Origin of the sequence: Actinomycetospora aeridis (assembly GCF_037400275.1) — a bacterium.
In the GTDB taxonomy this organism is placed as follows: domain Bacteria; phylum Actinomycetota; class Actinomycetes; order Mycobacteriales; family Pseudonocardiaceae; genus Actinomycetospora; species Actinomycetospora aeridis.
Map to the genome: position 1 here is coordinate 22920 of NZ_JBBEGL010000011.1, position 14737 is coordinate 37656.

Annotated in this window: 16 protein-coding genes; 11 read left to right on the top strand and 5 right to left on the bottom strand. The window is 75.7% G+C overall.

The annotated features are described in order from the left end of the window. Positions 1-20: 20 nt before the first annotated feature. Entirely contained in the window at positions 21-2582 is a 2562-nt protein-coding gene (locus WCD41_RS27280; RefSeq protein ID WP_337718394.1) for a glutamate--cysteine ligase, read from the bottom strand. A 95-nt stretch (positions 2583-2677) separates the two neighbouring features. On the opposite strand from WCD41_RS27280, the gene WCD41_RS27285 reads away from it, so the two are divergent. The 6 genes from WCD41_RS27285 to WCD41_RS27310 all read left to right on the top strand — a co-directional run bounded on the left by WCD41_RS27285 (position 2678) and on the right by WCD41_RS27310 (position 6575). Then, complete coding sequence (locus tag WCD41_RS27285; protein ID WP_337718395.1) at positions 2678-3148, top strand: ribose-5-phosphate isomerase; 471 nt, start codon at positions 2678-2680, stop codon at positions 3146-3148. 29 nt (positions 3149-3177) lie between these two features. Further along, positions 3178-3993: an Fpg/Nei family DNA glycosylase gene (locus WCD41_RS27290; RefSeq protein ID WP_337718396.1), complete on the top strand. Its 816-nt coding sequence runs from the start codon at positions 3178-3180 to the stop codon at positions 3991-3993. Between the two features lie 140 nt (positions 3994-4133). Continuing rightward, entirely contained in the window at positions 4134-5282 is a 1149-nt protein-coding gene (locus WCD41_RS27295) for a hypothetical protein (RefSeq protein ID WP_337718397.1), read from the top strand. 40 nt (positions 5283-5322) lie between these two features. Then, on the top strand, positions 5323-5451 hold the full coding sequence (locus WCD41_RS27300) for a hypothetical protein (RefSeq protein ID WP_337718398.1): 129 nt from the start codon (positions 5323-5325) through the stop codon (positions 5449-5451). A gap of 13 nt (positions 5452-5464) precedes the next feature. Further along, positions 5465-5836, top strand: a complete 372-nt coding sequence (locus WCD41_RS27305) for an MmcQ/YjbR family DNA-binding protein (RefSeq protein WP_337718399.1) — start codon at positions 5465-5467, stop codon at positions 5834-5836. Between the two features lie 34 nt (positions 5837-5870). Beyond that, complete coding sequence (locus tag WCD41_RS27310; RefSeq protein ID WP_337718400.1) at positions 5871-6575, top strand: PIG-L deacetylase family protein; 705 nt, start codon at positions 5871-5873, stop codon at positions 6573-6575. A gap of 22 nt (positions 6576-6597) precedes the next feature. On the opposite strand, the gene WCD41_RS27315 is transcribed toward WCD41_RS27310, so the two are convergent. Both WCD41_RS27315 and WCD41_RS27320 read right to left on the bottom strand, forming a co-directional pair. Continuing rightward, entirely contained in the window at positions 6598-7554 is a 957-nt protein-coding gene (locus WCD41_RS27315; protein ID WP_337718401.1) for an SGNH/GDSL hydrolase family protein, read from the bottom strand. Positions 7555-7676: 122 nt separating this feature from the next. After that, positions 7677-8798 carry an FAD-dependent oxidoreductase gene (locus tag WCD41_RS27320; protein WP_337718402.1) on the bottom strand — a complete coding sequence of 374 codons (1122 nt, stop codon included), beginning with the start codon at positions 8796-8798 and terminating at the stop codon, positions 7677-7679. Positions 8799-8937: 139 nt separating this feature from the next. Here WCD41_RS27320 and WCD41_RS27325 point away from each other — a divergent pair, with 139 nt between their 5' ends. Then, a complete protein-coding gene (locus tag WCD41_RS27325; RefSeq protein ID WP_337718403.1) occupies positions 8938-9825 on the top strand; it encodes a LysR family transcriptional regulator in 888 nt (295 codons plus the stop codon). A gap of 43 nt (positions 9826-9868) precedes the next feature. Here the strand turns inward: WCD41_RS27325 and WCD41_RS27330 are convergent, their stop codons facing one another. Beyond that, the gene (locus tag WCD41_RS27330; RefSeq protein WP_337718404.1) at positions 9869-10570 is read right to left on the bottom strand and encodes an SDR family NAD(P)-dependent oxidoreductase; all 702 of its coding nucleotides are present in this window, start codon (positions 10568-10570) and stop codon (positions 9869-9871) included. Positions 10571-10670: 100 nt separating this feature from the next. Between WCD41_RS27330 and WCD41_RS27335 the strand changes: the two genes are divergently transcribed. The 4 genes from WCD41_RS27335 to WCD41_RS27350 are packed head-to-tail and all read left to right on the top strand — an operon-like array spanning position 10671 to position 14072. After that, positions 10671-11855, top strand: coding sequence for a cytochrome P450 (locus WCD41_RS27335; RefSeq protein ID WP_337718405.1), 1185 nt, complete (start codon positions 10671-10673; stop codon positions 11853-11855). 22 nt (positions 11856-11877) lie between these two features. After that, the gene (locus WCD41_RS27340; protein ID WP_337718406.1) at positions 11878-12072 is read left to right on the top strand and encodes a ferredoxin; all 195 of its coding nucleotides are present in this window, start codon (positions 11878-11880) and stop codon (positions 12070-12072) included. A 34-nt stretch (positions 12073-12106) separates the two neighbouring features. Further along, complete coding sequence (locus tag WCD41_RS27345) at positions 12107-12700, top strand: TetR/AcrR family transcriptional regulator (protein WP_337718407.1); 594 nt, start codon at positions 12107-12109, stop codon at positions 12698-12700. Positions 12701-12710: 10 nt separating this feature from the next. After that, the gene (locus WCD41_RS27350) at positions 12711-14072 is read left to right on the top strand and encodes a uracil-xanthine permease family protein (protein WP_373695206.1); all 1362 of its coding nucleotides are present in this window, start codon (positions 12711-12713) and stop codon (positions 14070-14072) included. Here WCD41_RS27350 and WCD41_RS27355 read toward each other — a convergent pair. Continuing rightward, entirely contained in the window at positions 14069-14695 is a 627-nt protein-coding gene (locus WCD41_RS27355) for a TetR/AcrR family transcriptional regulator (protein WP_337718408.1), read from the bottom strand. The two genes, WCD41_RS27350 and WCD41_RS27355, sit on opposite strands and share 4 nt — an antisense overlap. Positions 14696-14737: the final 42 nt, after the last annotated feature.

Sequence of the window (14737 nt, forward strand, 5' to 3'; positions counted from 1 at the left end):
CTCCTCGGTCGTGCTGCGCGTCAGCGCAGGATCCAGGTGTCCTTCGAGCCCCCACCCCGCGAGGAGTTGACCACGAGCGAGTCGGCGGGCGCGACACGAGTCAAGGGTGTCGGCAGCACCGTCGGTGTCGGAGCGAGGACGACGAACGCGCGCAGGTCGACGACGCGCGGCTCCAGCGCAGTGCCCGTGAACGTCGGGTGTGTGGAGATCCGGATCGTCTCCTGCGCGACGAAACCGGCGGGGTGCTCGCGGACGGCGGCCGCCGCCTGCGCCAGCTCGTCGGCGTCCGCGTGCGGGCCGATGACGATGCCCTGCCCGCCGAAGCCGTCGACGGGCTTGAGCACGAGCTCGCCGAGGTGGTCCAGCACGTGCTCGCGCTGCTCGGGATCGGCGCACGACCAGGTCGGGACGGCCGCGAGGGTCGCCTTCTCACCCAGGTAGTACTCGGTGAGCGCGGAGATGAAGGGGTAGACGCCCTTGTCGTCGACGAGGCCGTTGCCCGGCGCGTTGGCGAGGGTGAGCCGCCCGGTGCGCACGGCCTCCTGGACGGGGCCGCCGAGGCGCACGCCTCCCGCGTCGGTGGCGGCGAAGAGCACCTCCTCGTCGATGCGGCGGTAGACCACGTCGACGGGCCGCCCGCTCGCCGCGATGGTGATCATCCCGGCGGCCGCCCGGAGCTCGCCCGGGGTGAGCAGCGGCACACCCATCTCCTCGGCGAGCAGCCGGTGCTCGAAGTACGCCGAGTCGCTCTCGCCCTCGGTGACGACGGCGAGCACGGGGTCGTCGCCGGCGGCGGGCGGCGCGGCCGCGAGGAGCGCCTCGCGCAGCAGCGCCGGGCCCTCGTCGGCGTCGAGCACGCCGTGGGGTGCCTGGAGCTCAGGCAGGACGCTGCGCACGACCCGGCGGTCGGCCAGGGCGAACCCGATGCCCGAGGGGATGCGCAGGTTGTCCTCCAGCACCTTCCACTCGCCCTCGGCGTCGCACACGAGGTCGAGCCCGCTGATCAGCGCGCGGACGGCGCCGGGGTGGAGGTTCATGGCGGCCTCGCGTGGCGCGGGGAGCCAGCGCAGCGCGGCCTCGGGCAGGACGCCGTCGTGCAGGCAGGCGCGCTCGCCGTGCAGGTCCTGCAGCAGCGCCTCGCAGGTGCGGGCCCGCTGGACCAGGCCCTCGGTGAGCGTCGCCCACTCCCCGGGGGTGATGAGGCGGGGCACGAGGTCGAGGGGGAAGAGCCGCTCGGCGTCCTCGGCCTGGGGGAAGAACATCCCGCGGGCGCGCTGCTCGGCGTCGCGGCTCTTCTCGTGGACCTGCAGGCCGGACGGCCCGATCCGCTCGAGGGTCGAGACCAGCCACGAGTACGCGGGGCGCACGGTGCCGTCCTGGGCGACGGCCTCGTCGAACCCCGGTGACCGGTAGTCCTCGAGCATGACCGGGGCGACCGTCTCGCCGACGGGGGCGTCGACGGGCGAGTCCGGCGCGCCGCGCGTCTCGGCGACGAGCATGTCGACCACGGCCTCGAGCCCGCCGCTGCGGTTGGCCCGCTGGCGCTGCCGCGCCGCCGAGCTGCCGCGGGCGAGCGCCTCCAGCGCGAGCTCCTCGACGACGTCGCGGTCGCCGGCCTCCTCGAGGTCGTCGGCCAGGTGCTCGAGCATGAGCCGCACCGCGCGCGACGGTGGCACGAGGTCGCGTCCCGGGACGTCGACCAGGTCGCCCTCCAGGCCGGAGCGCGCCGCCCGCCAGCTCGCGGCGCGCAGCAGCTCGGCGCGGTACGACGGGGTCGGGCGTCCTTCGAGGTGGGCCCGCACGCCGTGGCGCACGAGCGCGCGGGAGAGCCCGGCGATGAGCACGACGCCGTCGACGCTCGGGCTCGCGTCGCAGATGCGCACCTCGACGGTCTTCTGGTGCGCCGAGGGCCGCATGTCGAAATAGACCATGCCGGGGTCGGACATGGTCCCCGAGGCGAGCAGGTCGGCGATGAGGGCGTCGTAGTCGGCGGCGTCGCGCAGCGGCGCGGGCGGGCCGGCCGTGGGCCAGCGGTGCCAGGCGAGCGTGCGGGAGCTGGCGTAGCCGGTGTCCTCGCTCTTCCAGAACGGGCTGGAGGCCGACAGCGCCAGGAGCACCGGCAGCCAGGGCGCGCTGTGCTGCATGACGGTGATCGCGGCGTCGCGGTCGGGGACGTCGACGTGCACCTGGGTGCCGCAGATCTGCTGCTCGAAGGCGAGCATCTGGTACTCGTCGCGCATCCGCTCGTACCGCGGGGACGGCGTGATGCCCGCGGCGGACCCGTCGATCAACGGGACGCTGCCGGCGCCGACGACGCCGAGGCCGTGCTCGTCGGCGATGTGGGCCAGCAGGCCGCGCAGCCGCACGAGGTCGGTGCGCAGGTCGGCGAGGTCGGTGGTCGGGCGGGAGTTCGTCTCGATGATCGACGGCTTGAGCTCGGCGGCGAACGCCTCGCCGTCGAGCGACTGCAGCTCGCCGAGCAGGTCCGGCACCCGGGGCACGGCGGAGCGCGTCTCGAGGTCGACGAGATGGAACTCCTCCTCGACCCCCATGACGACGTCGCGTGCGGGTGTCGATGACATGGCGTCAACGTAGGCGGGGCGTGTCACGGGCATGTTTCCCAGGGCCCGATCGTGGGCCCCGTCGCCCTGTGACGAACACCTGCCAGACTGCCCGGGTGCGCGTCTTCCTCGGATCGGACCACGCGGGGTTCGAGCTCAAGGCCCATCTGCTGCGCGAGCTGGCGCAGGCCGGCCACGACGTCGTCGACGTCGGCCCGGCCGAGTTCGACCCGAACGACGACTACCCCCCGTTCTGCGTCGAGACCGGACGCCGGACGGTCGCGACCCCCGGCAGCCTCGGCGTCGTGATCGGCGGGTCGGGCAACGGCGAGCAGATCGCGGCCAACAAGGTGCCCGGGTGCCGGGCCGCGCTCGCGTGGAGCGTCGAGACCGCGCAGCTCGGGCGCAGGCACAACGACGCGCAGGTCGTCGCCGTCGGCGCCCGCATGCACACCCCCGAGGCCGCCACCGAGATCGTGTCGGCGTTCCTCGCCACGGCCTTCGAGGGCGGGCGCCACCAGCGCCGCATCGACATGCTCACCGCCTACGAGCAGACCGGCGAGCCCCCGGCCCTGCCGCAGGAGTGACCGAGCCGGTGCTCGGGTAGGCACGCCGGGTGCCCGAAGGCCACACGATCCGTCGCCTCGCGAAGACGCACACCCGGCGGTTCGTGGGCCACGAGGTGGCGGTGTCGTCCCCGCAGGGACGGTTCTCCCGCGACGCCGAGCTCGTCGACGGGCGGGTGCTGCGCCGGGCCGACGCCCACGGCAAGCACCTCTTCCACGTCTACGCCGACGACCTCGTCGTGCACGTCCACCTCGGGCTGTACGGCAAGTTCTCGATGCACGCCGGCGACGTCGCGGCGCCGCGCGGCCAGGTGCGCATGCGCATGGTCGGCCCGACCCACTGGGCCGACCTGCGCGGCCCGATCGCCTGCGAGGTGCTCACCGAGGGCGAGGTCGAGGGGCTGCGCGCGCGGCTGGGCGCCGACCCGCTGCGTCGCGACACCGACCCGGAGTCCGCCTGGGCGCGGATCTCCCGCTCGCGGGCCCCGCTGGCCACCCTGCTCATGGACCAGTCGGTGATCGCGGGCGTCGGCAACGTCTACCGCGCCGAGGTCCTCTTCCGGCACGGGCTCGACCCGCTGCTGCCGGGACGCGACCTCGGCCGGGAGCGGTTCGACGCGCTGTGGGCGGATCTCGTCGACCTGCTCGCCGACGGCGTCCGGCGCGGCGCGATCGACACCGTCCGGTACGAGCACCGATCCTGTGATCACGAGCACGACCAGCCGCACCGACGCAGCTGTGGCCGCGAGGTGTACGTGTACCGCCGGACGGGCCAGCCGTGCCGCGTCTGCAGCACGGAGATCAGCAAACGGACGCACGCGAGCCGGAATCTCTTCTGGTGCGCGCACTGTCAGGCCGCGACCTGACCGTTACGTTTCGCCCCCCGGCGCCGATGCGTCACCCGAGGGGATGACGCGTGCCCGATCTCGATCGGGGGAACCGGTCACGTAACGTCCTCGGGTGAGTCCGTTCTGTCCGGGTCGTCCGGCCCGGCGAGGAGGTGTGCGTGGCGCGCGAGACGGAGCGGAGCGGAGCTCGACCCGTCGGTGGCGAGACGGAGCGGCGGTCGCGGTGGCAGCTGACCACCCGCTCACGGTTCGCCCTCGTGCTCGGGCTCGCCGGCCTCGCGGTCGCGGGCGTGCAGGTCGCGATGCTCAGCGACCCCCCGACCGTCGTGCAGATCGTGGTCGTCGCGTTCTGGGGCCTCGTCGGCTTCGGCTACCTCTCCTCGGCCGCGGTCCAGCGCCTGCGCGACCGCCGGCAGCCCCCGCCCGCCCCGCCGGTCGCCGCGCCGGTCGAGGAGATCGTCCCCGTGCCCGTCCGCCCGGCCCGTCCCCGCGCCCGGCGCGACGAGGCGGCGCCGGCCGGCGCGTCGGCCCGCGAGGGGCACGTTGCGCATGATCGAGAGGGCGTCCGGGCTGCGGAACGTGCCGCTCGCACCGAGGTGCGCCCGGCGGCCCGCCCCGCGCGCACGGAGCCTGCGCGCCCCGAGCCCGCGCGCCCCGAGCCCGCTCGCACTGCTGCCGTCGTGCGCCCGGCGCCCACTGCGGCGCCCGCCACGACGCGCGCCCCGCGACCCGAGCGTCCGGTCGCCACTCCCGCTCCGGAGCCGACGACCGTCGCGATGCGGCCGCAGCGCGTCACGCGCCCGCCGGCCCGGCCCGAGCCCGCCGTTCACGCAGCCCCCGCAGCCCCCGCAGCCCCCGCAGCCCCCGCCGTCCCCGCCGTCCCCGCGACCGCGATGCTCGGCCGCCCCGGTGGTCCGTCGCTGTCGTTCGGTGCCGGCGAGCCCGCCGCGGCGCCCGTCCGGGGGAGCGCTCGACCCGATCCGCTCGACCCGGCGACGCCGGTGCCGGCCCTGAGGGCCGAGGCCGTGCTGGCCGCCGATGCCGCTCGCCCCGTCGACGTCGCCCCCGCGCCGCGGACCCCGTCGCCGATCTCCGGCCCGCTGCCGACCGCCGCGTGGACGTTCGGCGAGGTGTCACGCCCGGCCGGCCGCCGCCACGCGGCGCACGCCGAAGCCCCCGAGCCCCGGCGGCCGCGGCACCGTGCCGACGTCGAGGACCCGGTCGCGGCGCGCCGCGGGCGGCCCGAGCCGAACTCCGGACGGCACGCGACCGTGACCTCCGGCAGCCACGCCGCCTCCGGCCGGTAGCCTCGCGGCTGCCCGATCCGTCCCGTCCGTGAGGATTGTGATGACCGACCCCACCGAGGGCGCCTCCGAACCGGGGACGACCACCCACCGACCCTGGGTCCGCGTGGTCACCGTGATCGTCCTCGCCGTGTTCGTGCTCGGGACACTGGTGGCCGCGCTCGCCGTGTAGGCAGGATGCCGGCGTGGAGGACGAGCTGGTCGAGCGCCTGCGCCGGGTGTGCCTCGCGCTGCCCGAGGTCACCGAGAAGATCAGTCACGGGTCGCCGTCGTGGTTCGTGCGGAAGATGTTCGTGGGCTACGTCGGGCACCACCACGGCGACGAGCACCTCGCGATCTGGGTGGCCGCGCCGGAGGGTGCGCAGGAGGAGATGGTCACCGCCGAGCCCGCGCGGTTCTTCGTCCCGCCCTACGTGGGACACCGCGGCTGGCTCGGGATGCGCCTCGACGTCGAGCCCGAGGGGCCGGACTGGGACGAGGTCCGCGAGGTCGTCACCGACGCCTACCGGGTCATCGCGCCGAAGCGGCTGGCGCCGCGCGTCGACCAGGACGCTTGACCTCGACCTTGCTCGAGGTCCCAGGCTGGCCGCCATGAGCACCGACCTCCCGGCCCTCCCCGACGACTTCGCGCGGGTGCTGGCCGTCGCGGCCCACCCCGACGACCTCGAGTACGGCGCGGCCGCCGCCGTCGCCGCCTGGACGGCGTCCGGGCGCGAGGTGTCCTACGTCCTCGCGACCCGCGGCGAGGCCGGCATCGCCGACATGCCGCCCGAGCAGGCCGCCGTCGTGCGCGAGCAGGAGGAACGGCGCAGCGCGGCGGCGGTCGGCGTGCACGACGTGCGCTTCCTCGATCACCGCGACGGCGTGGTCGTCGAGGGGATCGACCTGCGCCGCGACCTCGCGCGCGAGATCCGTCGTGTCCGCCCGGAGCTCGTCGTCGTCAACAGCCACCACGAGACGTTCGGGCCGGGCGCCTGGAACAGCGCGGACCACCGGGCGGTCGGCCGCGCGACGATCGACGCGGCCGGGGACGCCGGCAACCGCTGGATCTTCCCCGAGCTGGTCGAGGAAGGGTTCCCGCCGTGGGGCGGGGTGCGGTGGGTCGCGGTGGCGGCCTCGACGCAGCCGACGCACGCGGTGGACGTCGCCGACCACCAGGAGGCCGCGATCGCGTCGCTGGCCGAGCACCGTGCCTACCTCGCCGCGCTCGATCCGCGTCCGGTGGAGGAGCAGGCGCGGGAGGTCGTGCTCGCGACCACCGCCGGAGGACGGGTGTCGTTCGAGGTGTTCGGCTGACGGTGCCCCGGCCGAGGACGACTCAGCCCGGGAACAGCCCCGGCGCCGAGCGCCCGTCGGCCGGTGATGCCGGCGGCGCCGGTGACGCGGCGGGCGCGGTCGGGGTGGTGGGCGTGGCCGTCGGGGTCGGCACGGGCGCCGGACCCGCCGCGGCGATCGCGGGCAGGACGCCGAGCGCGTGCCCCTCGGCGGTGGGCCCGCCGGCGAGGAGGGCCTCGCCCTCGGTGAGGGCGGTCAGCCAGGGCGCCTGCCCGCAGACACCGCGGCCGGCGAACGCCGGCCGGACGTCGACGAACCGCATCCCGGCGGCGGCGACCCGCGCGGCGAGCACCGTGTCGAGCCGGTTCACGGCGTCGTCGAGGCGCTTCGCGCGGGCGGCGTCGGCGGCACCCTTCGGGCACGCCCTGCCCTCGGCGAGCAGCGGATAGCCGGTGAACGTGACCGCGGCGCGCGGGGCGCGGCGGCGGATGTCGGTGAGCGCCGTGTCGAGCGCGCCCGGGAGGGTCCGCAGCGCGCGGTCGAACCGGGCGGCGGCCTCGTCGCAGCGCGCGGGGGTACCGGCGGTGGAGCAGGCCGCGCCGAGGGCCCCGAGGCCCGTGGCGTCGGCGCCGACGGTGGCCGTGACGACCTCGGTCGCGGCCGCGAGCGAGGTGAACTGCCCGTTCCCGCCGCCGGCGGCCGACGCGCAGGCGCGCGAGGTCCAGGCCGTCTCGCCCGAGGCGCGGGCGAGCAGCGGGGGGTACGCGAGCGCGCTGCGCCGGCAGGTCCCGGAGGCGGCCTCGATGCCGCCGGCCGCGGTCCCGGCCGCCCAGGAGTCGCCGAGCGCGACGCGCTTCGTGCCGTCGCCACCGCTGCCCGGGCTGCCGGCGGGCATGCCCGCGGCGGGTGTCGCGCCCAGGACCAGTGCCGCCGCCACGAGCGCCGCCGCCACGAGCGCCGCCGCCACGAGCGCCGCCGCCACCACCGACCGACCGCCCATCCCTGCCCCCGACCCCGTCGTGATCACGCTCCGGACGGCGGTCAGTGTCGGCCTCGACAGCCACACGAGGCGGTGACGTCACGCCATCGGGGGCGGCGACCACCCACACGGGTGGGCCGGGGTCAGGCGTGCGAGCGCCACCGGCTCGGTGCGGCCAGGGCGGGACGGTCGAGGGCGAACGCGCCGATCGGGTGCCTGCTCGACCCGGTGGTCGCGAGCTCGGCGAGGATGCGGCCGATCAGCGACGTGAACGTGGCCTCGGGTCGGGCCCCGACCCCCACGGCGACCCGCGGCTCGCCGGGCACGGCGCCGATCACGTGGTGACCGTCGGACGGGACGGCGGACAGGCGGCTCCGGGTGGCGATCTCGGGGCCGGCGAAGCCCGGGACGTGCTCGGCGAGGAACTCCTCGCGCCGTCGGCGCAGCGGGCCGTCGCCGGCCCCGTGCTGCCCGAGCGTCGTGGCCACCTCGCCGTGGACCCCGATTCCGGAGACGTCGTCCGCGCCGTGCCAGGTGAAGACCGGGAACCGGGCGGACGAGAAGTCGAGCAGGTGCGGCGTCGCGTAGGACGTGACCTGCTCCCGGGCGACCGTCAGCGACAGCCCGCCGAGGCCGTCGAGGACCTCGGTGGTCCCCACGTCCGCGGCGACCACGACGCGCTCCGCGCGGATCACCTCGTCGTCGAGGACGACCTCGACGTGGCTCGGTGTGGCCCGCAGGGCGCGCACCGGGCTGTGCTCGCGGATCTCCGCGCCGTGGCCGCGGGCGAGCGCGAGGTGCGTCGCGCCGGCGCGGGCGGCGTCGACGATGCCGCTGCGGCGCTGGTGGAGCGCGTCCTCGGTGCCGGTGACGCGGAACTGCGGCCACCGCCGCCGCAGGGCGCGGGGGTCGAGCAGCTCGAAGTCGACGTCGTGGCGGTCGGCGACCGCGGCGAGCCGCCCGATCCGCCGGCGGGCCGCATCGTCGGCGATCACCAGGCCGCCGGTCTCGGTGAGGAGTGGCAGGCCCGAGACGCGCTCGACGTCGCGCCAGGTCGCGTAGGCGGCGGGGGCGAGGGCCGCGTCGGCGTCGTGGTGCTGCAGCAGGTGCACGGGACGGGCGTCGTGGGCGCTCCCGCCGAGAGCGTGCTGCTCGAGCGCGAGGACGCGGCCACCCATCGCGCGGGAGAGCCAGTAGGCCGCCGCGGAGCCGAGGCCTCCGCAGCCGACGACGACGTGGCGCAGATCGGAGCCTGGGCGGGACACGGTGATCACCCCGATGGGTTCGGTGTGCTCCCCACCTTCGACGCCGACCCGGTCCCGTGGAGCGGATCGGCGATCGCCCTTGCCTCTGCTGTCATCAGGTCGCCCTTATGAGTCGGCGTCATCCGGCACCATCACCGTCATGGACGTCGAGCTGCGGCAGCTGCGGGTGTTCCTCACCGTGGCGTCTGAGCTGCACTTCAGCCGGGCGGCGAAGCGGCTGCACGTCAGCCAGCCCGCGCTCTCGCAGCAGATCCGGGCGCTGGAGAAGACGCTGGGCGCGGCGCTCTTCGACCGCTCCAGCCGGGCCACGGAGCTCACGCCCGCCGGGCGGGTGCTGCTCGACGCGGCGCCGCGCGTGCTGTTCGAGGCGGAGCGGGCGCAGTCGTTGGTGACCCAGGCGTCGAACGGGGCGGTGGGCCTGCTCGTCGTCGGGTCGGTCGGCACGGCGCTCGCCTCGATCACGCCGCGCATCCTGCGCTCGATGCGCGCGTCGTTCCCCGACCTCCAGCTCGAGGTCTCCCAGCAGGACACCGCCGCCCAGCTCGTGGCGATCGCCGACGGCCGCCTCGACGTCGGGCTGGTGCGCGCGGCGCCGTCGACCGAGACGGTGGCCGTGGAGCACCTCGTCTCCGAGCCCCTGCTGGCGGCGCTGCCGGGGGACCATCCCCTGGCCGGCCGGGAGGAGATCGAGCCCGAGGCGCTGGCCGAGGAGCCGTTCGTGCTGTGGCCCCGTCCGCTGGGGACGGCGTTCTTCGACATCATCACGAGCTACTGCCGCGACCACGGCTTCAGCCCGGACATCGTCGCCGAGGGCGCCGACATCGAGACCCAGCTCGGGCTCGTCGCCGCGGGGCTCGGGGTGTCGCTGCAGCCGGCGTACTACGCGAACCTGCGCCCGCCGGGCGTGGTGTTCCGCCCGTTGTCGGGCGACGTGCCGATGGTGGCGCTGCAGGTCGCCTGGCGCCGCTCCGACCGCTCGCCCGCCGTCGCGCACTTCGTCGACGCGGCGCGCGCCCTCGGTACGTGAGCGAACTTCGGGGCTATAGCCCCGAAGTTCGCTCACATGGGGGTCACCAGGGGACGTGCTCGCCGTCCTGGAGGCAGGAGCCGGAGGGGAAGGCGCCGGGGGAGCGGACGACGTCGACGATCCCGGCCGCGCCGTCCGCGACCGGACGCCCGCCGGCGCCGCCCATGTCGGTGGCGGTCCAGCCCGGCGACACGGCCTGCACCGCGATCCCGTCGCGGGTCAGCGCGTCGGCGAACACGCGGGTCAGGGCGTTCACGCCCGCCTTCGACACGCTGTAGGCCGGCGAGTGCGCGCCCATGCGGCTCAGGGACCCGAGCCCGCTGGTCACGTTGACGATCACCGGCTCGCGCCCGGCGCGCAGCAGCGGCGCGAACGCCTGGATCGTCCGCCACGGCGCGAGGACGTTGGTGCGCCACGCCCCGTCGGCGATCTCGAGGTCCTCGGTGACCGGGTCGGCGCCGGAGTCGAAATTCGTCGCCGCGTTGTTCACCAGCGCGTCCAGCCGCCCGTGGCGCCCGTCGACCGCCTCGACGGCGGCCTGCACGGACGAGGGATCGGTGACGTCGAGGGTGAGCGCCCACGCGCGCTCGCCCAGCTCCTTCGCCGTCGAGGCGCCGGCCGCGGCGTCGCGCGCCGCGACGACCACGGTGTCGCCCGCGGCCACCAGCTGCCGGGCGATCTCCACGCCCAGCCCGCGTCCCGCGCCGGTCACCAGGACGACACGCCCGTCGTTCGCTCCGCTCATGTCCGTCGAGTATCCGCCGGGGCCGGGCGGCCAACGTCCCTAAACGGAAGTTTACTGTCACTTCGCGTACGGTCGGGGCATCCGACGATGGGGAGCGACGATGACCACCACCATCCCGCGGCACATGCAGCGCGACCGGTTCGCGCCCGTCCCGGAGACCCAGGCGGCCCGCGACGAGGACGACTTCCCGACGATCCGGACGGCGCTCGGCACCACCGCCCGGCTGGTCACGCGCTACGCCGACGTCCGCGAGGTGCTCGGTGACGCCGAGCGCTTCTCCAACACCGGCCTGCCGCGCCTGCCCACGCCGGACGACGGCCCGGACACCGCGGACCCCCGGGCGGGCAACCTCCTCGCCACCGACCCGCCCGAGCACACCCGGCTGCGCCGCCTGCTCACCGGCGAGTTCACGGTCAAGCGCATCCGCCGCCTCGAGCCGCGCATCACCGAGATCGTCGACGACCACCTCGACGCCATGGCGGCGGCGGGCCCGCCGGCGGACCTCGTCAGCGCCTTCGCGCTCCCGGTGCCGAGCCTCGTCATCTGCGAGCTGCTCGGCGTCCCGTACGCCGACCGCGACGAGTTCCAGGGCCGCGCCACCCGCCAGATCGACCTGAGCCTGTCCCTCGAGGAGCGCGGCCGCGTGGCCGCCGAGTCGCGGGCCTACATGGGCGAGCTGGTCGACCGCGCGTGGTCCGACCCCGGCGACGACATGCTCGGGATGCTCGTCCGCGAGCACGGCGACGACCTCGAGCGCTCGGAGCTCATCGGCATCGCGTCGCTGCTGCTCATCGCCGGCCACGAGACGACGGCGAACATGCTCGGCCTCGGCACGCTCGCGCTGCTGCGCGCCCCCGACCAGCTGGCCGTGGTGCGCGACGAGCCCGGCGCCGTCGCCCCCGCGATCGAGGAGCTGCTGCGCTACCTCTCGGTCGTCCACTCCGGCGTCCCGCGCCTCGCCCGGCACGACACGACGGTCGGCGGGCGGCCCGTCGCGGCCGGGGAACTGCTCGTGCTCTCGCTGCCCGCGGCCAACCGCGACCCGGCGGCCACCGAGCACCCCGACGACCTCGACGTCACCCGCGCGATCGCCCCGCACGTCGCGTTCGGGCACGGCGTGCACCACTGCCTCGGCGCCCCGCTGGCCCGCGCCGAGATGGCGGTGGCGTTCCCCGCGCTGCTGCGACGATTCCCGGGGCTCGCGCTGGGCATTCCGTTCGACGAGGTCGAGTTCCGCTCGGCCACCGTGGTGCACGGGCTGCGCGCGCTGCCCGTGACCTGGTGACCACCACCACCGGAGGAGAACCATGAAGATCCAGGCCGACCGCGACGTGTGCATCGGCGCGGGCAACTGCGTGCTCGCCGCCGAGGACGTCTTCGACCAGGACGACGAGGCGCTCGTCGAGGTGCTCGAGGACCACCCCGGGCCCGACCAGGAGTCCGAGGTCCGCAACGCCGTCGCGCAGTGCCCGTCCGGGGCGCTCTCGCTGGTCGACGACTGAGACCGGTGGAGCACGGCCGATTAGGGTGACGTGGATGTCGGCCCCGTCGGACCCGGTGATCCGGCCCCTGCGCGCGGACGCCGCCCGCAACCACGCCGCGATCCTCGCCGCCGCCCGGTCGGCGCTCGAGGCGGACGGTGCGGACGTCGCGCTCGAGGAGGTCGCGCGCCGGGCCGGGGTGGCGCCCTCGACGCTCTACCGGCGCTTCTCCGGGCGCGACGAGCTCGTCGCCGCGGTGCTCGAGGACTACGTCGCCGAGTCCGTCGAGCCGCTGCTGGCCCGCGCCGCGGCGGACGAGGACCCGTGGGGCGCGCTGACCGGGGTGCTCGAGGGGCTCGTCGACGGCGTCACCCGTCACCGTGGCCTGCTCGCGGCCGCGAAGGCGGTGGGGGCGTTCACCCCCGAGCTCGCCGCCCGCACCCTCGGGCCGCTGGGCGAGCTGCTGCGCCGCGGGCAGGCCGCCGGCGTGGTCCGCGGCGACCTCGAGCCGGACGACCTGCTCGTGGTCGTGCACATGGCCGTCGTCACCGCCGAGCACGATTCGCGCCGCTGGCCGCGGTACCTGGACCTGCTCCTCGACGGGATGGCGGTGGGGCGGCCGCGCGCCGCGGGTGACCTGCGCCCTTAGTCTCTGCGCCGTGATCAGGGGATGGACCGTCCACGGTGACGGACGGGCGCCCGCGCCCGGCGAGGTCGTCAAGCCCGACGAACGCCTGTCGTGGGGTCGCACGGTGGGCCTCGGCGCCCAGCACGTGCTGGCGATGTTCGGGGCGACGTTCGTCTTCCCCGTGCTCATGGGCCTCGACCCGAACCTCGCGATCCTGCTCTCGGGACTCGCGACGATGCTGTTCCTGCTGATGACGCGCGGGCGCGTCCCGAGCTACCTGGGCACCAGCGCGTCGTTCGTCGGCGTCGTCGCCGCCGTCCGGGCGGACGGGGGCACCAGCGCCGAGGTCACCGGGGCGATCGCGGTCTGCGGGGTGGTCGTCGCCCTCGTGGGCCTCGCCGTCCACCGCGGCGGCGCCCGGTTCGTCTCGGCGGCGCTGCCGCCCGCGGTCACCGGGGCCGTCGTGCTGCTCATCGGCTTCAACCTCGCCCCGGTCGTGGCCGGCACCTACTGGCCGCAGGACGAGCTCGTCGCGCTGGTCACGATGCTCGTGGTGATGGTCACCGCCGTCGCCGGCCGCGGCATGCTGTCCCGCCTCGGGGTGCTCGTCGGGCTCGTCGTCGGCTTCGCGCTCTCGCTGCTGCTCGACGCGACCCTCGGCCCGATCACGGGCCCGGACGCGTCGGGCGTCGTGTCCACGCACCCCCGCGTCGACCTGTCCGGGGTCGGCGACGCGCCGTGGATCGGGCTGCCGCTGGGCACGCCGGAGCTGCCCGGGCTGCACCTGCCCGCCTTCAGCGCCTCGGCGATCCTGCTGATCGTCCCGGTGGCGATCGCGCTGATCGCCGAGAACACCGGGCACGTCAAGGGCGTCGCGAGCATGACCCGCGAGGACCTCGACCCCTACCTCGGCCGGGCCCTCGCCGCGGACGGCATCGCGACGGCCGTGGCCGGTGGCGTCGGCGGCTCGCCGACCACCACCTACGCCGAGAACATCGGCGTCATGGCGGCGACCCGCGTCTACTCGACCGCCGCGTACTGGGTGGCCGCGGGCGTCGCGGTCCTCATCGGCTTCTGCCCGAAGTTCGGCGCCGTCGTCGCGGCCACGCCCGGCGGGGTGCTCGGGGGCATCACGGTCGTCCTCTACGGGATGATCGGCCTGCTCGGGGCGCGGATCTGGGTGGAGAACAAGGTCGACTTCTCCCGGCCCGAGGTCCTCGTCCCGCTCGCGGCCGGCATCGTCATCGGGATCGGCGACGTGGCCCTGTCGATCGGCGGCGGGTCGCTGTCGGGGATCGCGCTGGGGTCGATCGTCGTCATCGTCGGCTACCACGCGCTGCGGCGGCTGGCCCCGAAGGAGCCCCTCGAGCGGCGCGACGAGCGGGAGGACTAGCCGGTCGCCAGCCCGTCGAGCAGGGCGAGCAGCGCGCGGCCGTAGAGGTCGGCCGGGACGGTGTCGCGGGCGAGCCGACGGTGCTGGACGAGGCCGGTGAACAGCCCGAGCACGACGGCGGCGATCTCCTCGTCGCGCAGCGCCCACGTCACGCCCCGGCGCTCGCGCTCGGCGCGGATCAGCGGCAGCAGGTCACCGCGCAGGCGCTGGTGGTGGGCGGCGAGGTCGGCCCCGAAGTCGGCGTCGCGGACGGCGTAGAGCCAGGCCTCGGCGCCGAGGAGGGCGGCGCGCTCGTCGTCGGCGGTGTCGGTGACCTGACGGTCGAGGGCGTCGAGCGCGGACGGGAGGCCGTCGGCGAGGTGCGTGCGGGCGGCGGTCATCTCGGCGACGCGGCGCCGGTCCATGAGCGCGAGGAAGAGGTCCTGCTTGCTGGGGAAGTGGGCGTAGAGGGCGCCGACGGAGACGCCGGCGGTGCGGGCGATCTCGCCGACCGACGCGGCGCCGTAGCCCTTGTCGGCGAAGACGGTGGCCGCGGCGTCGAGGAGCCCGGCGTGGGTGCGTTCCTTGGCCTCGGCCCGCGAGCCGCTGCGGGGCGTGCCGCCGGGCGGGGTCGGGTGCTCCACGGCCACAGCCTCGCCGGGCCCGCGGGGTCCTGCAAACTTGAA